Origin of the sequence: Dietzia maris, from assembly GCF_014144855.1 — a bacterium.
Lineage (GTDB): Bacteria > Actinomycetota > Actinomycetes > Mycobacteriales > Mycobacteriaceae > Dietzia > Dietzia kunjamensis.
The window spans coordinates 1-20,788 of record NZ_JAALDN010000026.1 but is presented as its reverse complement, the minus strand read 5'-3'; the positions used below and the strand labels follow the sequence as shown (position 1 = coordinate 20,788).

Below are 20,788 nucleotides of genomic sequence, written 5' to 3'. Positions count from 1 at the left end.
CCGGAGGCGACCTGGGAGTGCTCCCACCTGGGCGGTGACCGCTTCGCCGCGACGATGCTCGTCCTGCCGCACGGTCTCTTCTACGGCCGCGTCGACCAGGCGGAGGACCCGGCAGACATCGTCACCCGCTACACCGAGGGTCGCGTCGACGAGCGGTACCTGCGTGGACGCAGTAGCCACTCGGCGGCCGTGCAGAGCGCCCAGCACCATGCCCGCACGGTGGTGCCCGACGACAGGATCGACGCCTTCGCCCCGGTCCGGGTCGTGGAGCAGGACGGGCACGTCGAGGTGACGCTCGAGGGCCCGCACGGTCCGGTCGAGGTGTGGCTGCGCGAGACTTACTCCGAGCCGATCTTCACGATGTGCCGGGCCCATGCCCCCGGTCCGGTGAAGGAGTTAAGCTTAATCCGAATTAGGGGCGGGTCATAGGGTGAGCCGCCCCTGCATAGAGGCAACTATGCTGCTGGACTGCTGCTTATTACTTCCAAGGAGCCGAGAACGACGCGATAAGGCCCGCATCTCGAATTGTCCTCAATTCGCTACTCAAGAAGCTGGCGAAGTTGCGGCGGTTACACTTTGTCCCCTCTGCGCGGTTACAGGCGGGGGTCATCGCTGAACCCCATGAGCTCGCGATGTCGTCGCGCGAAATCTGACTGAAGCCCGTGTTCTGGGTGAATCGCCAACTGGGCGATGATCCGTCCATCTCGATCCTTTACTGCCCAATCGTCAGAAAGGAAGATCGAGCCATGGTCGAGCATTACATGATGGTTGGGGCACAAGGATAGAACATTCTCACGAATGTCTGGCCCGTTTGCGCCTCCTCCCAGCGGGACGATGTGCGCACCCTCGCTGTACGGCCCTGCTAGAGTGTCTATCCGCGTGTTACAGACTTGGCACCGATACTTATAAAGACGCTTGACCTCCTCCGGCACCTTGGAATTACGAAGGAGGCGATAATGAGTAGACAGCACTCGATTATTGGCGGTCACCATCTCTTCTTGCGCAGCCAGTTCAGGGGTCGAAGGCTGCTGTCCTCTCAACCGGAACTGGCACACGCGAAAGCCTCTGGAAGTCGGCCGGAAAATCGCGTCTTCTACGTAGTACAGGCCATTGTATGAAAAGCCATGATCGATAGCACGGACGAGCCTCACCGGTTGCCTAGATTCAATATTACGCTCTAGCAAACTATTGAGCCCAATGAAATCTTGGTCCGCTAGGGGTAGGCCGCGGTGATCTTTCTTCCCCTCGCCGGCGAAGTAGATCAACTCGCCTAGATCGATATCCTCAGGTGAACGAACGCCAAATAAGACGCTCTCAGCTCCGTTAGGCGATGAAGAGCTTCCACATATGGCGCGATTAACATCTCGATGAACCCCGGAGTTATAAAGGGAACGACGGCTTCGGAAAGTAGCACCCTGGGGAACGCCGTAGATTTCGCCGTAGGTCACGAAAGTTCGTTTCGCAGGTATCCCGTCGGACCGAACAGGACCTTACGGTCAAGAAACTTATTGTAGTACGAACACGAAGGCTCACCGATATGTAAACAGGCGAGGCAAGCTCCAGACGCGCGATCGCACCCAGGATCGAGCGGGCAGCGGGTTTCGGCACCGACTTGGAGGTCAAGCAGCTTATCTAAATCTGCTTCGAAAACGGACTGGAGGCCCCCAAGGACAAACTGTCCTCTTGGCGCAGCGTAAATGAAGATACCGAGGTGGTGCGGGATCAAGTATTCGGAGAGCGATTCGCGGTCCGCGCCCGCCAAGACAGCGAGCTGACGGATCATTCGATGGGAATAGCTATGTAGCAGGCTTAAGACTGCGCTACCAGTCGTCTCGCTTTGTAAATCGTCGCCTCGGTCCGGGAAGCTCGAGGCGTTCATGATCGCTAACCTGGCGTCTTCGGACTCCGTTGGCGCGGTTGGCAGCAGCCCCTTTTCGAAAAGCCATGTGGCAACGCGGACCGGGTCGAGACGGAGGTAGAAAGCCTCAGTTTCGTTAGTGTCTGCGTAAACGCGAACAGCCTGGTTTCGGCCTTTGAACGAAACCAACCGGGTCTCTCCGACCGGTTTCCCGCCGCGAGTGTACCCAAACACACCCCTCAAGATCGGAAAGCGATCGAGATGATCTACGTCTACCAGACCTGCACGATTAAGCGCCGGTGGGTAATTCTCGCTGTAGAGTTGCTTCAATTGGGGCCCAACCGGTTCACTCAACAGTCCACGCGCACTACGACGACCCTCGTAGCTAGCAAGGGCGACCTCCAGTGCAGCATTTTCTGCTAGTTCTTTTGTTAGCGGGCTGATGCCGAGGACCTTCGGTGCACGATCGAGCCCCTCTGCGCCCGAGCTGATAGCGGCCTCAACAGCCGCCTGGGCGGCAGACAGGGGCAACCCTTGGGAAACGAACGTATCGATCATGGATTGGCGTGTGGCGGCGAGTTTCTCCGGCCGGGGCGTCTGCATCTCCTCGATAATCCACCGTAAGCACTTTTCCTTCCCGCCGTCTGCAAGCAGGTCCCGTAAGTGTTCAGGACGAGCAGGATTAACCATGGTCAGCGTGTGTGGAGTGAAAACTGATGCCGCCCGGTGTACGTTGAAAGTAAGGCCTGGTTGACTACACCCTGGGCACGGCCTACCCGCCCCGAGGCCGCTTTGAATTTGGCGGTCACATACGGGGCAGACGAATTTAAGGTCGCGCACGCTACTGCTTTCCGAATGAAGTACCGCGACTTGATTATGTGCGGGGCATTTCGGTATCAGTGGGGCCCCAAGGTATCCGCATTCATGGAAAGCAACAAAAGGCAGCTGCGCCCAGATTTTTGATCCACATTGACAGTCCCCTGGTGAATATGCCAGTCGTCGGCACTTTTGGCACCGCCACACATTTGGCCACGCTTCTACCTTAACCCCTAGCTCGGGGTTTATGCCCACAACCTCAACGGCCGTACCCTGATGAAGAAGCTGTGATAGCCCCGAATCGGTGCCGTGTGTTCTCCAGGGATCAATTGCCGCTAACAGGCGTTGTCGTACGCCCTCCGAATCAACCCTGAGAGTAAGCGGGCTCGACCAGTCGCTTACCCGCCAAATCCGGCTTTTAAGGTCGGTGGTCTGAGCCGGCAAGTGAGAAAAAAGGACCTGGCTAGGGCTGCGAGTGGCTTTCATTGTGGATCCTCTCCGACTATAGGAATAGCTTGCTCTACATCCCGCAGGGAAGACATAGGACTTCCACTGGGCGACAAGTCGCTCGGCCATTGAGCCTGGGTCGCTGGGTCCATCAAGTTGTTAAAGTAGCTCTGCGTCCATGCGTGGATGTCGTCCCGAAGTAAGTCGTCGGTTGGCCCGTCAAGGCCGAGGGCGTCAATGAGAGCTTTAGCCTCAGTTTCGGCCGAGATTCCTGCGGAAGCATAGTGCTTTCGGACCCTTGGAATCGTTGTTAGTGCGCCGTCTGCTGCGTATTCGTGCACGGCGAGTCGCCGGGCTTCTTCAGCGCCGACAGTAGTCAGACTTAAGACCCGCCTGCTGGCACGAGTTATGGGAATCGGCTCGACGAATCGATCGCCCTGCGTGATGAACTTTTCAAACTGAGCGTACGTTGCGACTTCCCGTTCGCGGGTTATTCGGTGCAGCACATAGACAATACCCGGCCATCGGCGGCCGACTCGAGCCGAGGTCTGAATAAATTCCGCGGTGGTGAGAGGTAGGCCCTTCATGACCATCACGTTGAGGCGATCTACGTCAACGCCGTGCGATATCATGCTCGAAGCAGCAATCAGATGAAGCCGAGAGTCAAACTCTTTCTCGGGGTTCTCCAGCCGATTCAGTATCTCGCGGACGCGATCGAACTCAGTGCCTCCAATCAAAGATTCTGAATTGACAACAAACGGGAATTCCGTTTCCGCTGACCGCCGGGCAGCTTCAACATCCCTAACGGTGTTTCCGTAGACTAGATTCACGCCGTAATGGCTGACCAGATGGGGTACATGCGCAACCGGGATATTTAACAACTCGCATACTTCGGACTCGCGGTCGATCAAGTCGCGCACGCAGCTTTGGAGCGTGGTTAACGATTTATCGGAGACAAATTCCAGCGTGACTCCCCGTGGAGCGACGGCAACGTAACGGCGGGCGGCTGTGTCGCTTGGCTCGGACCAGAAGGAGCTATCCAAGGATGGCCCGGGTTGCGGGAATACACGGCCTTTCCTCCGGTAGAGGATGCGGACCTGCCGTTCGAATCCACTGAGAGTGGCGGAAGAAGCAACGATTTTTGGGCGTGTCCCCGTCAATTCGTGCTGTAAGTGGTCTAGGAGTGATTCGTAGTGGGAGTCGACTGCTCCCAGCGAGTCTCGAAGAAGATGCAGCTCATCCTGGAGCCTGAGTCGAGGTGCCCACAAGCTGGCTTCCATAGGAGCAGGACCAGCAGGGTCTTTGCAACCGGGGACCAGACATCCGGTGGGGCTCGCTTGACGCGGCGAATAGGTGTATCCGTGCCCCTGCCTACTGCATATCCCGGCGGGCGGGCCGAAGAATCCCCTCATTGCTGACTGCCAGGCAACCAGCGCCGCCTTGTCCAGTGTGCCGACAATAACTGTCGGGAGGAATCGGAAAATTTCTTGGTCGACTACATAGAAGGGGAGGGCCCTATCGCCCCAGGCGCAATTGGCTTCTCGGCAGGAGTGCTCAAGAGTCCATTTGGCGCGGTTAAAACTCATCGTGAGATTATCGTTCCGGCAGAACGGACAATGCAACAAGACCTGGTATCGCTTGGGCATGCTTTTGTCTGTCGGGCTTGCTTCGCCTGGCGACGGATCGAGTTTTACTTTATTGGGTGTCCCGTTCTGTCCGACAAAGAAGCCTAAGGAGATCGGCGCTCCAGCGATATTGTGTCGCTTGCGTTCAAGTTCTGCCCCAGCAAGCGCATCGGCGAATCGCTGGGTCTGCTGGAGGGACAGCATGCGCAAAGGGAACCTGGTCCAAGCTGTGATGCCGCGTGACTTTCCCACAAGCCGGTCATATATTATAGCCGTCACCAATAGGCCTAGGTATGTTTCAGTCTTTCCGCCTCCGGTGGCGAACCAGACTGTGTCGACAGTATCCGCATCATCGGGTTCGAGCAATCCGCTTAGGGCGGATACTAGGAATCCGATCTGGAAGGGGCGCCAGCTGTCGTACTTGCCATTCGCAGAATGCCGAACCGCTGCCGAAGCAATTTTAAAAGCACTGAGTAGTTTCGAATTTGTGGTCAAGAGTTTGAATCCGGTTTTCAAGCGTTCCAGCTCTTCGAAAAACGACTCTCGCGCCTTCGCAGCTTCGTCCCTCATCTCAGGACTCCAGCCGGTGGCACGCCCTTCAAACTTGCTTCCGTTCCATTCGGCCCGACCCCACCCCTCCAGTGCAGCAATTAACGCCTGTAATTGGGGCAACGGATCGCGCGACAAGGTCGCGAATGTTAGATCCGGTTCAGGGGCATTGCAGTTCCAGTATCGGGGGCGGTTCTTGTCGACTGATATGGTATCGGTGGTAGTAAAGGTTTCGCCATTTTTAATGACTCCGCAGTTCATTCCAATAGCAGGCATGCTTCTGTCGTACCTGAAAGAATCTGGTAATGCCTCAAGTTCGAAATCGTTGACTGGAATCCCTGAGACAGACATCTCCACTTCGTAAAGGTGGGTATCTGGCTTTGTCTTATCTGATGCTACGCTCGTATTAACAAGGGAGAAGACTAGCTCGTGCTCTTTTCGCCATGATTCAAGTTCGACTCGAAACTCGGCAGCCCGGCCGGCAAGTCCCGCCGCTGAGAGCTTCCGTCGAAAGACGTCGGAGCCGCTTGGGGTTAGGGTGCCGTCCGTGGAAATTGCCGTCTCGAATGCTACTGAAATCGGCGCAGATTTCTCGTAGTTGCCAGCGTCGTTCTTGTTCCAGCAGTGGAACTTGGCGGTCAGCACTGCCGACCAAGGTCCCGCATCCTGGGGGCGTATTCTGAAGCCAATCGAACAAGGATCTAGTTTCTCGGCGCGTCTACCAAGCGGACTATTGATCACCTCTACCTCTGGTGCAAGCCTGCCGAGCCAGAATCTCTGCTTGGGTGGCGTGTTGCTTGTATCGAGTCTGTCGCCTCTCGCGTCTTCGACGACTCGTCGATTCATCCATTGGAGGAACTTCCAGGCTGAGTCGTAAAGTCCGTCGTCTTCAGTTTCTTTGGTCAATTTGCTGGTCCTGTTCTTAAGTGTACCGATAGTCTGAAAAGAGTTCTCTGAGTTCTGGCGACGATAGCGTTTTCTTGAGAATCTGTCGAGCACGTTCCCGGGTGACGCCATATTTCTTGCCAATCTGGTCAAGTGTATGCGGAACGTCGTCGGTAAGTCCGTATCGATACCGCAGCATTTCTATCGAGTGTGCGGTTGCCCCCTTGCCGCTTTCGAGGCTGCGCTCTGATAAGTCGTTAAGAACATTCGCGATGTGCTCCCTACTGATAGCTTCGGTAACTTCGAGGGCGACATCGGAGTCGTAATAGTTTAGTAGAGAGCCTAGGTCGATGGACGTGTCGTCGCCGACCTGTTTGTCAAGACTGACGGGTTCGCGGTGTAGGTCAAGTAGGGCTTGAACCTCACCAGCCTCAATCATCGCTTCGTCTGCGATTTCCTGGAGTTCAGGCTCGCGTCCCAATTTAGTTTCCAGGGTTGATCGAATTCTCAGGACTGACAGGATTTTGTCGTTTGCATGAACGGGTATTCGGATGAGCCTCCCTTTGTCGGCGAGGCCTCGTTGGATCGCTTGGCGGATCCACCATGTGGCGTAGGTTGAGAACTTGAACCCAAGTGTGTGGTCAAATTTGTCGGCTGCCCTCATTAATCCTATTGTGCCCTCCTGGATGATATCCGAGAACTCCATTCGATTGCTCCGATAGCGCTTTGCGATTGAAACTACTAGCCGTAAATTGGCAAGCACCAGGGCCTCATGGGCCAGCTTTCCGTCTTGAATTAATGATGCGACCTCTGGGTCCGAGTAGGGTCCTCCCTGCTTCTGAGAGAGTTTCTGCCCGATGTGAATGCGCCGTCCTAGTATCCGTTCCTGTTCGGCTGTGAGTAGACGTGCTCGACCGGCGCTCCGCATCATGAGTCTGACCGTGTCTTGCGAAGACTTGTCCAGTTCAAGGTCTTCTTCTGGTATGGGCGGAGGCTCTTCGGTTTCTTGGAGCGAGATTTCCTTCTTGCTCACGGACGCGAACACGGCAGCCGTCTGAGTGCCATCGAGCTCATGCATGTCGACGAGGCGCTGCACATCACTAAGGGACAAGGTCCCTTGTCGTTCGAAGTCCGCTAAGGCGTCATCGACGCACGCCTGGACCATCGGGTCGTTCATAGCGTTTCAGCGGACTGATCGGTGCGCGGCGAAGAATTGGTGGGCACTTTCGTTCCTGGGGAATCGGGGGTGAGGGGATGTACGTGTGGTCTATGTTTACGGTCATTGTATCGCTATCGGTGCGCTGACCGTGACGCAACGGCCATGGTGCACTGGGCCTGTCTTGCGGCATTTCAAATGTTGCTTGTTGTATTTCGGTTCCCGATCAGGGGGAGGCGGTTTGGCCGGGGGAGCTTGGGGTGAGTTTAGAAAGGCTGTCACTGCGGGATGTCGCTTGGTCGAGGAGGGCGCGCAAACGTTCGGCCGGTGAGCAGTCGCTAGTTGGAAGGGGCGCCTAGGCTTGTCGTTCCTGCCGATGAGCGCGAGGCTAGTTGTCCCCTCCCTCACGCGACTGCGGTTGGGCGTAGGGTTGAACGAAGTTGCTGGGTAGGGCCGTGGTGACGCGTAGTTCTGACCCCGACTATCGCATCTACGGACTGATGCTTGAGGATGTAGACATGCGCGCTGTTGGACTCTTCGCCGGGATTGGCGGTTTCGAGGTGGGTCTCCAACGTGCGGGGATCGACACAGAACTGCTCTGTGAGTACTGGGATCCGGCAGTTGCAGTCCTCAAGAAGCGATTCGAAGCCGATGTTGCGGGTGACATCCGCGAGTTGATTAGCTTGCCGGCAGTTGATGTGATTACAGCCGGTTTTCCATGTACAGACCTCAGTCAGGTCGGCCGCATGGCCGGGATCGATGGCGCCGAGTCGGGTTTGGTTCGCGAGGCGTTTCGTTTGATAGATGCGACACCGACGCGGTGGGTCGTCTTGGAGAACGTGCCTAACATGCTGAGTCTTCGGGGAGGTTCGGCAATGAAGTTAATAGCCGATTGGTTCGAGGAGCGAGGGTGGAATTGGGCATACCGGACCGTGGACTCGCAGCACTTCGGGTTGCGTCAACGGCGCCGCCGCGTCTTTTTCGTTGCATCTCGAACCGAGGACCCTAGAGGGGTCCTGTTCAGCGACGAAGCAGGTCCGCCCAGAGTCCGAGTGAGACACGATGCGTACGGCTTTTATTGGACTGAGGGCAACAAGGGAGTCGGCTGGGGGGCGGGCGTAACTCCAACGCTCAAAGGTGGATCGAATCTCGGAATAGCGTCTCCGCCGGCGGTATGGCGGGTTGGGCACGAGGTCGGCGATGCAATCACGCGTCCGAGCATCGCAGCGGGCGAGCGTCTCCAGGGTTTTCGATCAGGGTGGACAAACGTTGGTGCCAAGCAAGGCGTCCGATGGAAAATGGTCGGGAACGCGGTGTCGGTGCCAGTGTCCGAATGGATCGGCCGCGGTCTGCGTTGCCCGAAGAGTCCGGTCGACGTGGCTCGGCGTCCGCTTAGTGCAGGGGGGCGATGGCCGTCGGCAGCGGCGTCCCTCAGTGGGATGCGGGAAGCGTGGGACCTCTCTGAGCGGCCGGTGGACAAGTCGGCGCCGCAATCGTTGACCGGGCTACTGGATAAATATGGAGGCCAACCACTGTCGTTGGGTGCAACGAACGGCTTCTACACCCGGCTTCAGGCCAGCACGCTTCGAGTTCCTGACGAGTTCCGCGACGCGCTTGCCAAGCACGTCCAGCATGTTGGCGCTTCGTGACGCGTGGTTAGACCCGCGGATGTTGGCTAGCCCGCGTTCTTGAATGCCTCGAATCTTGTGGAAAGTCGTTCACGGTCGGGCTGTTCTAGACCGCGCCGCGGGACCCAAAGTTCCCGGTGATCCATCTTCTGAAGTCCGTAGTTCAACATCGGCCCGTCCACCTCAGCGAGAACGTCATCGTTAATATGGACGATGTAATCGGGCGAGATGCCGAGGATATTCTCGTCGTACGCTGCATGGTGGATCTTGCATAGAGTCAGGCCGTTTGTAACGACTGGCGAGCCTTCGTCGGCGGAGTCTGCAATTATGTGAGCCGCGTCCAAGAGCGGCACCTTCCTCAGGACACAAACGGCGCAACGCTCGTCGTATGCCCTAAGCACGCGTGCGCGAAATTCGGGCTGATGAAGACGTTGTCGTGAGATCCTCTCGGCGTATAGGCGCTGGGCTTCGGACTGATCTGCGGGGTCGGGAAGGAAGCGCAAACTTTCGTCGAGAGCGAGCAAGAACCGTCGATGTTCTGGTTCTTCTTTCACGACATAGACCGGCATGATGGGTACAAAGTGGCCTCCTGCCACTTTGCGGAGCATCACAATTGGCAATTGGAGCCTCATGGCCTCCCGCAACTTGCTGTTGGAACCGCCCTGCGGGTTTTGCCCGGCCGGGCGTTTCTCATAGGAGTAACGGTACAGCGAACCACCGTGGTCACCGTCGTCGTATTCGCCGTCTGGATCACTGACGATTGTTAAGGTCGCGGCATAGGCGCTCGGGTTCCAGATCCCCTTCGATGTGTCGATGATTCGCTCGGGTCCCCAGCCAAAGTCCAGCCGGCTGAGCCACTCCCGCGTGAGAGTGGGGCTAACGGCGTACTCGGAGGCCAGCGCATGCATCAGGGCGTTGCGCTTACTTATCTCATCCGACAGGTCTGACACATGTACAGGATGTCACTAGGTAGCATCCGCCGACCGAAATTTGGTCATCCTGAGCCATGGGGCACGCCGGTGCTGATGAGCTTAGCTACTGCAGGCAGGTCGGGAGCGGCCCAATCGAGAGTTGGCAGAGCGTCGACGGGGAGCCAGCGCAAGTCGTCATGAACTGAGCTGTGGGTGGGCTCTTCTGCGGACGAGACGAGGTAGCAGGCCAAATCGATTTCGAGATCGCCGACCGGAGTAGCTGTCCTATCGACGAGAGAGCCAACCGAGATGGGGATTCCGAGCTCTTCCCGGATTTCGCGAGCCAAGGCGTCCTCGGGGGTCTCGCCGCCGTCGATCTTCCCGCCTGGAAACTCCCACTTGCCAGCCGCGGATAATCCTGGCGCACGTTTACAGGCGAGTACCTCACCGTCCCGACAGAACAGCGCCGCCACTACTTCGATCCGCGGCAATTCAGCTCCTCTGTCAGCGCGAGTTACATTCCGGAGGAGACATTATCCGCAGTGCCGATAGTCACTGCGCCATATCGCCCCAATCGGTGAATCCCGACGGGTCGTGCCGGCCCAGGTTGGCGTGCTCGAACAGGCCCCAGCCCACGTCGCCGTTGCAGGTCGCGCGGGCCACGTGGTCGATGGTGTTGAACGGCAGCATGGAGACGACGTCCGGCGAGCTCATGTCGTAGGTGACGGACTCGCTCCAGTCGCGGCCCATCCAGCGCCCGTGCGACCACGCCGGGTCGCCCACATACCCCGACCCCATGCTCAGCGGGACACCGAGCAGGGTCTCGACCTCAAGCAGCAGCGGCTCGCCGCGCGGGGTCGTCAGGTGCAGCCGGGCGCACTCCGGGTGGCGGGTGCCGCTGCGGTAGTCGACCTCAAGCCGTGGCCAGCCCAACTGCTCGATCCGGCCGTTGGCGAACACCCGGCTCGCGTGGTTCAGCGTGCGGTGCCCGTCGGGGCTCTCCTGCAGGATCACAACCATCGCGTAGTCGTCGAAGCGCAACGGGATGTACGCCCACCAGAACCCCTCCCGCGGCTCCGCGGCCCACCGCCCCGGCGGATCCGACTCGCCACTCGGGCGGATCCCCCACGAGCGGTCGCGAGTCCCGAGCCACACGTCCGGGTCGACGCGGAAGTCGCGGCCGTCGACCGAGAGCGTCCCCGACCAGCTGCCCACCTGCGCGAACCGGCTCGCGTCCAGCATCGCCCGCGTGCCCTCCAGCAGGACGTGGCGCTCCTCTAGCACCGCCTCGAACGACCCCTCCCACGTCATATCCATGGACAGATCCGGGTGCTCGCAGACCACTCGGAGCTGGCGCAGCGGCTCGATTACCTCGACCCGGTACCCGCCCACTGCCGGCTCCAACGACCGCGACTCGAGCGCATCGGAGAACCGCACCGACCGCTGCGTGTCGCCGTGTCGCACCGTCGCGAAGGCGTCGGTCACCCCGAGGTTGGGATACACCCCGAACCCGGTCAACAGGAACACCTCGCCGGAGCGATCGTGCGCGTTGAAGTAGTAGCGGTCGTAGAAGTTTCGATCACTCGTCACCGCCTGGGCCATCGGCAGCGACGACTGGTGAACGGGGAACTCGTCGAGCGGGGTGGGTTTCACGTGGATCCTCGGGGATGGTCGGCCGGCGCGGGCAGGCCCGGCGCGCGGCGGGGGAGGCGCCGGCGGGCGCGGTCAGTCGGCGATCAGCCGGGCGAGCATGTCGGGATGCAGCACGTACTCGTCCGGGTGCGCGGGAACGTCCTGCTCACCGAAGTGGATACGACGACGGGTGATCCGCGACAGGATGATGGCCTGCCGCAGCCCGGCGTACACGTAGTAGAACGGCAAGTCGCGGACCGAAGCGCCGGTGAGCTGCTCGTATTGCTCGACGACCTCTCGGTGGTCGAACAGGTCCGGGATACCGGGGAAGTCGAAGGTGACCGCGAGCTCCTGGAACAGGTCGTGGAAGTACAGGAACCAGCCGAGATCGACCTCAGCCGGAGCGATGGCCGCCATCTCCCAGTCCAGCACGGCCGTCGGGGTGGTGCCCTCGTAGAGAATGTTGCCGATGCGGGCGTCACCCCAGCTCAGCACGTCCGGTCCCGTCTCGTCGGGCCAGTGGGACTCGAGCCAGTCGAAGGCCCGCTCGATCACCGGGATCGTGAGCCCGTCCTCGCGGGTCGTCCACTCGTAGTAGGCGCGCTGCTCGTCGACGTGGGCGCGCAGGGCACTCATGCCCGGGGCGGGGGCGAGCGACGACACCAGCTCGGCGGGCCGCGGGATCTGGTGAATAGCCGCCAACACCGCGACCGACTCGCGCTGGAACTCTCGGCGCCGCTCGGGGTCCATCTCCAGCAGCCAGCCGTCGAAGACGTACGGGGGATTGTCGACCGGCGCCTGCCCGGTGGCGCGGTCCATCACCAGGAAGGGCGTGCCGAGAATGGCCGGGTCCTGCTCGAGCCAGAGGACGCGCGGGACCGGCAGGTCCGTGTTCTCGCCGACCACCCGCATCACGTCGAACTGCTTGGCCAGGTCGTAGACGGGAAACACCGGGAACGCATCGTCCTGCGGACACATCCGGGCCACCAGCTGCGCCGACTGCGGCTCGGCCGTGCCCCCTGTCGAGGCCGGGCCGGCCGGGGTCCAGGTGGCGTCGAAGAGGACCGAGATGTTGGACATCCCCGAACTCTCCGGCCTGCTCACCGCCGAGACCTCGACACCTGCGGAGGCGTCGACCTCGTCGCGGGCCGCGAGCCAGGCGGTGAGGCGCTCGCGAAACTCGTCGAGGTCCGCCTCGCCCGAGGTCACCCGTTGGTGGAGCGGTTCGTCAGAGCGTGCGGTGGTCATGCGATCGTCGTCATGTGGTTCGGACCCTTCGTACGGACCTGATGCGCGGGCGGGACCCGCGATGAGCACAGTGTGACCCAGCGCACAATCCAGGGGATCCGAAATGCGCATCCTCGCAGTCGGCCACGCGGTCTGGGGCGGCGGACCTCGTCGTCGTCGTACTTCGTCGCAGTGCTTCGTCGCAGTGCGTCGCGGTAGTTCCCCGGACCGACAGGGGGTGGGGAGATCGGTGATCCGTCACCGACATGGGCGGATCGGTAGCCTCTGGGCGTGGGCCAGCACGGCCCTTATGCAACGGTGAACGTAGAAAAAGGTGTGTTGTGTCGGTCCCCTTGAGCATCCTCGACCTGGTCTCCATCTCGGAAGGCTCCACCGCTCGTGAGGGCATCGCCGCCTCGATGGAGTCCGCGCAGCTCGCCGACCGGCTGGGCTACTCGCGCCTGTGGTTCGCCGAGCACCACAACACCCCCAACCTCGCCTCCAGCGCCACGGCGTTGCTCATCTCCCAGGCCGCGTCGGTGACCGAGCGGATCCGCGTGGGCTCCGGCGGCGTCATGCTGCCCAACCACGCCCCGCTCATGGTGGCCGAGCAGTACGGCACCCTCGCCAACATCCACGGCGACCGCATCGACCTGGGCCTCGGCCGCGCGCCCGGCACCGACGGCATGACCGCCCAGGCGCTGAGCCGCTCGTCTGCCGAGCCGCAGGCCTTCGCCCGGCACATCTACGACCTGCAGGGTTGGTTCGGCGAGGAGGGCACGGCGCGGAGCACCCCGATCCTGTCGTCGGTCTCGCAGAACACGGAGGTGCCGATCTGGGTGCTCGGCTCCACCGTCAACGGCGCCTCCATCGCCGGGCAGCTGGGACTGCCGTTCTCGCTGGCCTCCCACTTCGCGCCCGACCAGATCGACGACGCCATCCGCGTCTACCGCGACTCGTTCAGCACCGAGGCGCCCACCGCGCGCATCGACAAGCCCCAGGTGATGGCCGGCATCAACGTCGTCGTCGCCGACACGGACGAGGAGGCGCAGCGGCAGTTCACCACCCTGCAGCAGATGTTCCTCGACCTGCGGGCCGGGCGCAGCCGCAAGATCCAGCCGCCCGTCGACCCGTCCGAGTTCGCCGGCAGCACGCCCGCGATGCTCGAGATCAGCGCCGTCGGCTCGCCCGCCACGGTCAAGGCGCAGCTGGACGAGTTCGTCGAGCGCACCGACGCCGACGAACTCATCACCGTCACCTACGCCTACGACCCGGTCGTGCGGAACCGGTCGATCGAGCTGCTCGCCGACCTCTGGTTCTAGTAGCGCGTCGAACCCATGGAATTCCTCACCATACTGTTCCTCATCGGTATCACCGCCGAGGCGATGACCGGCGCGCTGGCCGCCGGTCGCGAGCGCATGGACCTGTTCGGAGTGGTGATCGTCGCGTGCGTCACCGCCATCGGCGGTGGCTCGATCCGGGACGTCCTGCTGGGCCACTATCCGCTCATCTGGGTGGAGAATCCGTCCTACCTCGCGTTGGTCGCGCTGGCCGCGGTCGTGACCGTGTTCGTCGCCCCGCTCATGCGGCACTTCAGGGTGCTCTTCCTCGGGCTCGACGCACTCGGGCTGACCGTCTTCGCGATCTTCGGTGCCCGGATCGCCCTCGAGATGGGCCACGGCGTCGTCATCGCCGTCGCTGCCGCGGTCATCACGGGCGTGTTCGGGGGAGTCATGCGTGACCTGCTGTGCGACCGGGTGCCGCTCGTGTTCCGGCACGAGTTGTACGCCAGTGTCGCCATCCTGGCCGCGCTCGTCTACGTGGGTCTCGCGGCTGCGGGCGTCCCGGAGAACTGGGGCGCGGCGATCACTCTGGTCGTGGGGTTCGGCCTGCGAGTGGCCGCGATCCGCTTCAGACTCTCACTACCGGTGTTCGACTACCAGGAGATCGAGCACCGTCGACCCGGACGTCGTCGGCACCGCTGGAGCCGGGTCTCGTCTAGAGACCTGGACTGACGCATCGGGCTCGTCAAGGACGGCGCGTCCCCGGCAGCGCGGGCGCCCGGTCGACCGGAAGCGTACCGGCCCTGCCGCTGGTAGAACGGGGCATGGCCATCGACGCACTGGAACCCCACCCGCTCGTCCGCCTACTCGGCAAGCCGACGGCCGACTTCACCGCCGCCGACCTCGTGCGGGCCGCCGAACAGCTGGAGCTGAGCCAGGTCAACCTGCGCTACGTCGGCGGCGACGGCAGGCTCAAGACGCTCGCCTTCCCCATCAATTCGCGCGAGCACCTCCACGAGGTGCTCACCCGCGGCGAGCGGGTGGACGGCTCGAGCGTCTTCCCCGGCACCGACACCGAGGCCAGCGACGTCTACATCGTCCCGCGCCACCGCACCGCCTTCCTCAACCCCTTCGGGGAACGCACCTCACTCGACGCGCTCTGCTCGTTCTACGCTCCCGACGGCACGCCGCTGCCCTACGCGCGCGAGCAGGTCGTGCGCCGCGCCGCCGAGATGCTGACGCGGGAGACCGGCATGACGCTCGAGGCCTTCGGTGAGCTGGAGTACTATCTCGCCGCCGATCCCGAGCCGATCTACCCCGTCGAGTCCGAACGCGGCTACCAGGAGTCGGCGCCCTTCTCCAAGCACGAGCGGGTCCGCGAGCAGGTGCTGGGGCACCTCCGCGAGATGGGGGTCGCGATGAAGTACGTGCACGGCGAGGTCGGCAACATCTTGGAGGACGACCGACAGCTGGTCCAGCACGAGATCGAACTCCAGCCCGTCCCCCTGGAGCAGGCCGCCGACGCCATCGTCCTGACCAAGTGGGTGGTGCGTCAGGTCGCCTACGCTCACGGCCTCGAGGCGACCTTCGCCCCGCTGGTGAGCGGCGACGGCGCGGGCAACGGACTGCACATCCACAGCCGCCTGGTGCGCGACGGTACCAACGTCATCGTCGACGACGCCGGCATCACCGACACCGCGCGCAGACTGATCGCCGGCTACCTCTCGGCCGCCCGGGCACTGTCCGCGTTCGGCAACACCGTCCCCACCTCCTACCTGCGGTTCGCCGAGGGCGACGAGTCGCCCGAGGACATCTGCTGGGGGATGCAGGACCGTACCGGCCTGGTCCGGGTCCCGCTGGCCTGGGGCGGCGACGTCCTGGCCGACATGGTCGCCCACGCCAACCCCGGCAGCTCCGAGCCGATCCCCGAGCCCGCCACGCACCCCCAGACCGTCGAGTTCCGGCTCGGCGACGGCTCAGCCGACGTGCACCTGCTCCTGGCGGGCATGGCAGTGGCGGCCAGGCGCGGGCTCGACGACCCGGGCAGCCTGGAGCAGGCCGAGCGCCTCAACGCCGCCGACGGCGAGGACTTCGAGACCCTGCCCACCTCGTGCGCGGAGTCGGCCGACGTGCTGGAGGCCGAGCGCGAAATATTCGAGGCCGACGGTGTGTTCCCCGCCGCGCTCATCGACTCGGTGCTCGCGGGGCTACGCGGTGATGACGACGACGATGACGACGGCAACGACGACGACGACGAGGTGGGCGACTCCGGAAACGGCGACGCCGACCGGGATGAGCTCATCCGCCGTCACTGGCACGTCGGCTGAACCTGCCCGGTCGGCGAGGTGGTCCGGGGGAGCGGGCCAGCCCCCTGCCCGCCCGTTACGATCCGGTCTCGAGCAGTTCGGAGATCAGCGCGCTCACCCGCCGTTTGATCTCGTCGCGGATGGGGCGGACGGCCTCGAGTCCCTGGCCTGCGGGGTCCGCGAGCTCCCAGTCCTCGTAGCGCTTGCCGGGGAAGATCGGGCACGCGTCACCGCAGCCCATGGTGATGACCACGTCGGACGCGCGGACGGCGTCGGTGGTGAGGATCTTCGGGGTCGCCGAGGTGATGTCGACGCCGTCCTCAGCCATCGCCTCGACGGCGACCGGGTTGATCTGATCCTTGGGTGCCGACCCGGCCGACAGGACGTCGATTCGTCCTCCGGCCAGGTGGGACAGGTAGCCGGCAGCCATCTGGGAGCGCCCTGCGTTGTGGACGCAGACGAACAGCACGCGGGGCCTGAAATCGGTCAGCTCTGCGAGCAGGGTGCGGACGCGGCGATCGATGTCGTCGCGGACCAGACGCATCCGCTCCATGCCCTCGATGCCCCGGTGCGACGGCTCGTCGGTGCGCCAGATTTCGAGCGCGCTGACCTCGTCGTCGTCGTCGATCTCCCCGGCGGCCTCGTCGCCCAGGACGATCACCCGGTCCACCTGTCGCAGCAGGTCGGGGTCGATGGCCGTGGGTGTTTCGCCGGACATGTCGGCGCCGACCTCAGCGACCGCCTCCGCGGCGAGCGCGTTGACCGCCGAGCCGGGCGCGGTGCCCGCCGAATGGACGGCGACGGCGTCGCCGGCGTGCAGGCGCATGAGCGCCGCCGCCATCTGGGACTTGCCGCCGTTCTTCACGCACACCAACAGAACGCTAGGGACGTGGTGCGCCTGCTGCTCCCCGGTCATGAGCGGGTCCCGGTCACCGAACGATCGGGCAGGGTCGGGTCGCCGGGGAAGAGTTTCGGTCCGGCCCACAGGGCGACGTAGACGAGCCCGATGAGGACCGGGACCTCGATGAGAGGCCCGACCACGCCCGCGAGGGCCTGGCCGGAGGCGATGCCGAAGGTGCCGATCGACACCGCGATCGCCAGTTCGAAGTTGTTGCCCGACGCGGTGAAGGCCACGCTGGTCGACTTCGCGTAGTTGAGTCCCACCGCCCGCGAGGCGAACAGGCTGACGAGGAACATGAGGACGAAGTACAGCAGGAGGGGCACGGCCATCCGCGCCACGTCGAGCGGCTGGGACGTGATCGCGTCGCCCTGCATGGCGAACAGCAACACGATCGTGAACAGCAGCCCGTAGAGGGCCCACGGGCCGATCCGGGGGAGGAACGTCTCCTCGTACCAGTCGCGGCCCTTGGCCCGCTCCCCGAAGACCCGGGTGAGGAAGCCGGCCAGCAGCGGGATGCCGAGGAACACCAGTACCGAGAGCACGATCGCCCACACGGAGAACTCGGCCGTCGTGGTCTCCAGTCCCAGCCAGGACGGCAGCAGCTGGAGGTAGAACCAGCCCAGGGCGCCGAACGCCACGACCTGGAACACCGAGTTGATCGCCACCAGCACCGCCGCGGCCTCCCGGTCGCCGCAGGCCAGGTCGTTCCAGATGAACACCATGGCGATGCAGCGGGCCAGGCCCACGATGATCAGCCCGGTACGGAACTCCGGCAGGTCGGGTAGGAAGACCCACGCGAGGGTGAACATGAACGCCGGACCGGCGATCCAGTTGAGGAACAGCGACAGTGTGAGGAGCTTCCGGTCACCGGTGACCCGGTGGGTCTCGTCGTAACGGACCTTCGCGAGGACCGGGTACATCATCACCAACAGGCCGATGGCGATCGGGACGGAGATCCCGCCGATCTTCACCGAGTCCAGCGCCCGGTCGAGGCCGGGGATGAACCGTCCGAGCAGCAGCCCGACGGCCATCGCCGTGAGGATCCAGAGGGCCAGCCAGCGGTCGAGGAACGACATCTTCTTGGCGACCGGTGCCACGCCGGGCCCGGTCATCATGGTGCTCATCCGGGAGAACGTCCTTAGATCGATGATTGTCTATGGGGGAGGCTAGGCTGACATATCGGTAAGTGTCAATGTATCTTCGGGGGCAGGTGAGGTGGACGATGACAACAGTGGAACCCGGCCTGTCGGCCCCGGTGCAGGACGCGTGTTGCTCGATGTCGGCGGGGCCGGTGGACGCTCCCACCGCCGAGCGGATGTCGGCGCGACTCAAGGCGCTCGCGGACCCGATGCGGCTGCGCCTCCTGTCGCATATCGCGGCGCAGGGGTGTGACTCGGTGTGCGCGTGCGACCTCCTCGAAGTGGTCGACATCAGCCAGCCGACGATCAGCCACCATCTCAAGAAGCTCGTCGAGGCCGGGTTGCTGGTCCGCGAGCAGCGCGGCAAGTGGGCGCACTACTCGGTGGTGCGCGAGTCCTTCGACGACCTGCGCAGCTTCCTCGACCTGTCCTGACCGGGCGCGACGACGCGGTGGGGACCCCGGCGGGGAGCCCGGCCGCCAGTCGGTCACCCGGTGTGGCCGTAGGGCGTGATGACCGCGGCCCTGTGGTGCTCGCGCATGGCGTGGAAATGCGCGGAGGAGTCGAGCAGCGAACGGTTGCCCAGGGTGGTGGCCAGGCGGCCCTCGGCGAGCTCGGTGGCCGGGTGGACGGCGTGCCTGAGCTGGTCGGCGAGGTAGTCCGGTCGCCCGTACACCGACATGTGGCGGGCGGCGTGGGCCGCTGAGGCGTCGATGCCGGCCCAGTTGACGGCCCACCCGGCGTGGCGGAACATCTGGTCGAAGAAGACTCGCTGCGTGCGGCTGTTCCCGTCGCGGAACGGGTGGACGAGGGTGAGCTCGGACCAGTGCTCGGCGATGGTGTCGGTGGCCGCGTCGGGGTCGGTGGTGCTGGGCGGTCGGGTGGCGATCTGCCGGAGGACCCGGTCGAGTTCGTCGGGCAGGAACTGCGGGCGGGCATGAGGGATGCCGAGGGCGCGGGTGTCGACGGTCCGGAGCTCGCCGGCCCAGTCGAAGATGTCCTGGAGGATGTAGCGGTGGATCGCGCGGAGGTGCTCGAAATCGAATCGACCCTCCAGCGGGCTGAGTTCCAGTTCCACGACCCGGAAGAAGGCCAGGTCGCGCTCGTATTCCGCCAGCTCGGCGGGGTCGGAGATGCCCAGCCGGTTACGCAGAACCCCCGAGGGTTCCTTGTACGGATCTCGGGGGTTCATTGGCGTGAGGGCAGCGTCAGGGAGCGGTGCGCTCACGCACCGCGGCGCGGATCTCGGCGAGAGCCCGGTCGCGGGTGAGGAGCCCGTCGGCGAACCGGCGGGTGATCTCGAGGGCCTCGGGTGACGGCTCCATGCCGGCCATGCGATGGCCGGCGGCGGCTCCTGCGAGTGCCTGGTCGGTGGTCGGGCGGATGCGGGTGGCCACACAGTCTCCTTGCGTCGACGTGCAGCCGATTCTACCTGCTCAGCAGGGCTGGGACCGCGACCGGCAAGTGGACCGCCCCGCCCCGCCTCGGTCGTTCTCGTCGCCTCAAACCGTGATACAGTTTTGAATGTGAAAGCGGTGATCTACGCGTCCGCACGCCGACATGGAGTTGCGGATGCGGAGATCAGAGCGGTGCTGGCGCATCCGATAGTTCGCTACTGACGGCGGCTGTGGCTCGCGAGGTCCTCGTGGCAACCGGAGGGGCGGTTGATCTGATCGATGAGGTCAGTGCCCGGCAGAGAGCGCGATTGGAGGAATGATGAGTGCTGCCAGTGAACGTGAAGCTCGCTACGAGCGTCTTGCCGACGCGGTGGAGGCCGGCGAGTACGAGATCGACGCCGGGGCTGTCGAAATACGTCCGGACTACCGGCCCGGCCGGCCGCGGACCGGTGATGTCGCAGAAGAGACCCGGCCGTTGGCTGTCCGTTTGACCGAGTCGGACCGCCGAAGGCTTGCGGACTATGCCGAGCGGACCGGGCAGCCGATGAGTGCGGTTATCCGGTCAGCGATCGACGAGTACCTCGGACGTCATCCCGCAGCCTGACAGGCCGGAGATCCGATAACCGTCGACTTCTCACCGTAGTGCACCCGCCGATCTCCGCTTCGAAGGACGTCGAGCAGGTCGGGGACGAACCACCCCGGTGCGCGCCGCCCGAACTCGTCCCGCTCCACCGCCCCGGCACCCGCGGGCACCCGGCCGAGCACCGGAACCCCGGTCAGGCGGGGCAGATCCTCGAGGTTGCAGCGCTCGGCGAGGTCCGGATCGGCCGGCCAGGACCCGATGACGATCCCCGCGCACCGCAGACCCGCCGCCTCGATCGCGCGGACGGTGAGCTCGGTGTCCGACAGCGTGCCCAGTCCGGCCCTCGCGACCACGATGACCGGGGCGTCGAGCGACCGGGCGAGGTCGAGGACGGTGAGGCCGGTACCGAGCCGGACGAGCACGCCGCCGGCGCCCTCGACCAGAT

19 protein-coding genes and 2 pseudogenes are annotated in these 20,788 nt (G+C 63.3%); 7 read left to right on the top strand and 14 right to left on the bottom strand.

Annotated features, from left to right (window positions below):
• A pseudogene (locus tag G6024_RS00840) lies at positions 1-429 on the top strand (sucrase ferredoxin); the annotation flags it as partial.
• Between the two features lie 164 nt (positions 430-593).
• On the opposite strand, the gene G6024_RS17115 reads toward G6024_RS00840, so the two are convergent.
• The 4 genes from G6024_RS17115 to G6024_RS00820 all read right to left on the bottom strand — a co-directional run bounded on the left by G6024_RS17115 (position 594) and on the right by G6024_RS00820 (position 7,357).
• Positions 594-1,448 carry a YDG/SRA domain-containing protein gene (locus tag G6024_RS17115; RefSeq protein WP_159147599.1) on the bottom strand — a complete coding sequence of 285 codons (855 nt, stop codon included), beginning with the start codon at positions 1,446-1,448 and terminating at the stop codon, positions 594-596.
• The gene (locus G6024_RS00830; protein ID WP_159147598.1) at positions 1,445-2,461 is read right to left on the bottom strand and encodes a hypothetical protein; all 1,017 of its coding nucleotides are present in this window, start codon (positions 2,459-2,461) and stop codon (positions 1,445-1,447) included. Before G6024_RS00830 ends, G6024_RS17115 begins: the two co-directional genes overlap by 4 nt.
• Positions 2,462-3,156: 695 nt before the next feature.
• Entirely contained in the window at positions 3,157-6,201 is a 3,045-nt protein-coding gene (locus G6024_RS00825) for a helicase-related protein (RefSeq protein WP_200841535.1), read from the bottom strand.
• Positions 6,202-6,217: 16 nt separating this feature from the next.
• Positions 6,218-7,357 (bottom strand): sigma-70 family RNA polymerase sigma factor, encoded by a 1,140-nt coding sequence (locus G6024_RS00820; RefSeq protein ID WP_182640285.1) that lies wholly within the window; start codon positions 7,355-7,357, stop codon positions 6,218-6,220.
• 479 nt (positions 7,358-7,836) lie between these two features.
• On the opposite strand from G6024_RS00820, the gene G6024_RS00815 reads away from it, so the two are divergent.
• Positions 7,837-8,985, top strand: coding sequence for a DNA cytosine methyltransferase (locus G6024_RS00815; protein WP_338122124.1), 1,149 nt, complete (start codon positions 7,837-7,839; stop codon positions 8,983-8,985).
• A gap of 26 nt (positions 8,986-9,011) precedes the next feature.
• Here the strand turns inward: G6024_RS00815 and G6024_RS00810 are convergent, their stop codons facing one another.
• The 4 genes from G6024_RS00810 to G6024_RS00795 form a co-directional block, all read right to left on the bottom strand.
• On the bottom strand, positions 9,012-9,914 hold the full coding sequence (locus G6024_RS00810; protein WP_235027703.1) for an HNH endonuclease: 903 nt from the start codon (positions 9,912-9,914) through the stop codon (positions 9,012-9,014).
• 44 nt (positions 9,915-9,958) lie between these two features.
• Entirely contained in the window at positions 9,959-10,366 is a 408-nt protein-coding gene (locus G6024_RS00805) for a (deoxy)nucleoside triphosphate pyrophosphohydrolase (protein WP_159147595.1), read from the bottom strand.
• 61 nt (positions 10,367-10,427) lie between these two features.
• Positions 10,428-11,528 (bottom strand): Rv3169 family protein, encoded by a 1,101-nt coding sequence (locus G6024_RS00800; RefSeq protein ID WP_182640284.1) that lies wholly within the window; start codon positions 11,526-11,528, stop codon positions 10,428-10,430.
• Between the two features lie 72 nt (positions 11,529-11,600).
• Positions 11,601-12,755: a phosphotransferase family protein gene (locus G6024_RS00795; RefSeq protein ID WP_194307164.1), complete on the bottom strand. Its 1,155-nt coding sequence runs from the start codon at positions 12,753-12,755 to the stop codon at positions 11,601-11,603.
• Between the two features lie 320 nt (positions 12,756-13,075).
• Here G6024_RS00795 and G6024_RS00790 point away from each other — a divergent pair, with 320 nt between their 5' ends.
• The 3 genes from G6024_RS00790 to G6024_RS00780 all read left to right on the top strand — a co-directional run bounded on the left by G6024_RS00790 (position 13,076) and on the right by G6024_RS00780 (position 16,344).
• Positions 13,076-14,056 carry an LLM class flavin-dependent oxidoreductase gene (locus tag G6024_RS00790; RefSeq protein WP_067716166.1) on the top strand — a complete coding sequence of 327 codons (981 nt, stop codon included), beginning with the start codon at positions 13,076-13,078 and terminating at the stop codon, positions 14,054-14,056.
• A gap of 15 nt (positions 14,057-14,071) precedes the next feature.
• On the top strand, positions 14,072-14,749 hold the full coding sequence (locus G6024_RS00785) for a trimeric intracellular cation channel family protein (RefSeq protein WP_067716169.1): 678 nt from the start codon (positions 14,072-14,074) through the stop codon (positions 14,747-14,749).
• A 92-nt stretch (positions 14,750-14,841) separates the two neighbouring features.
• The gene (locus G6024_RS00780) at positions 14,842-16,344 is read left to right on the top strand and encodes a glutamine synthetase beta-grasp domain-containing protein (RefSeq protein WP_159147594.1); all 1,503 of its coding nucleotides are present in this window, start codon (positions 14,842-14,844) and stop codon (positions 16,342-16,344) included.
• 55 nt (positions 16,345-16,399) lie between these two features.
• Here the strand turns inward: G6024_RS00780 and G6024_RS16505 are convergent, their stop codons facing one another.
• The 3 genes and pseudogenes from G6024_RS16505 to arsB all read right to left on the bottom strand — a co-directional run bounded on the left by G6024_RS16505 (position 16,400) and on the right by arsB (position 18,348).
• Complete coding sequence (locus tag G6024_RS16505) at positions 16,400-16,792, bottom strand: arsenate reductase ArsC (protein WP_386850697.1); 393 nt, start codon at positions 16,790-16,792, stop codon at positions 16,400-16,402.
• Between the two features lie 39 nt (positions 16,793-16,831).
• Positions 16,832-17,239, bottom strand: a pseudogene (locus tag G6024_RS16500) (arsenate-mycothiol transferase ArsC); the annotation flags it as partial.
• Positions 17,236-18,348 carry an ACR3 family arsenite efflux transporter gene (gene arsB, locus G6024_RS00770; RefSeq protein ID WP_159147592.1) on the bottom strand — a complete coding sequence of 371 codons (1,113 nt, stop codon included), beginning with the start codon at positions 18,346-18,348 and terminating at the stop codon, positions 17,236-17,238. The pseudogene G6024_RS16500 and the gene arsB, both read right to left, overlap by 4 nt.
• Positions 18,349-18,446: 98 nt before the next feature.
• Here arsB and G6024_RS00765 point away from each other — a divergent pair, with 98 nt between their 5' ends.
• Positions 18,447-18,797: an ArsR/SmtB family transcription factor gene (locus G6024_RS00765; protein ID WP_067716176.1), complete on the top strand. Its 351-nt coding sequence runs from the start codon at positions 18,447-18,449 to the stop codon at positions 18,795-18,797.
• A gap of 53 nt (positions 18,798-18,850) precedes the next feature.
• On the opposite strand, the gene G6024_RS00760 is transcribed toward G6024_RS00765, so the two are convergent.
• Positions 18,851-19,555, bottom strand: a complete 705-nt coding sequence (locus G6024_RS00760) for a Fic/DOC family protein (protein ID WP_159147591.1) — start codon at positions 19,553-19,555, stop codon at positions 18,851-18,853.
• Positions 19,556-19,571: 16 nt separating this feature from the next.
• Positions 19,572-19,760 carry an antitoxin VbhA family protein gene (locus G6024_RS00755; protein WP_067716182.1) on the bottom strand — a complete coding sequence of 63 codons (189 nt, stop codon included), beginning with the start codon at positions 19,758-19,760 and terminating at the stop codon, positions 19,572-19,574.
• A gap of 319 nt (positions 19,761-20,079) precedes the next feature.
• Between G6024_RS00755 and G6024_RS00750 the strand changes: the two genes are divergently transcribed.
• Positions 20,080-20,364, top strand: coding sequence for a YlcI/YnfO family protein (locus G6024_RS00750; RefSeq protein WP_131886375.1), 285 nt, complete (start codon positions 20,080-20,082; stop codon positions 20,362-20,364).
• Here the strand turns inward: G6024_RS00750 and bioD are convergent.
• Positions 20,349-20,788 (bottom strand): ATP-dependent dethiobiotin synthetase BioD (gene bioD, locus G6024_RS00745; RefSeq protein WP_235027702.1); only part of this gene is annotated, 440 nt, incomplete at its 5' end. The genes G6024_RS00750 and bioD overlap by 16 nt on opposite strands.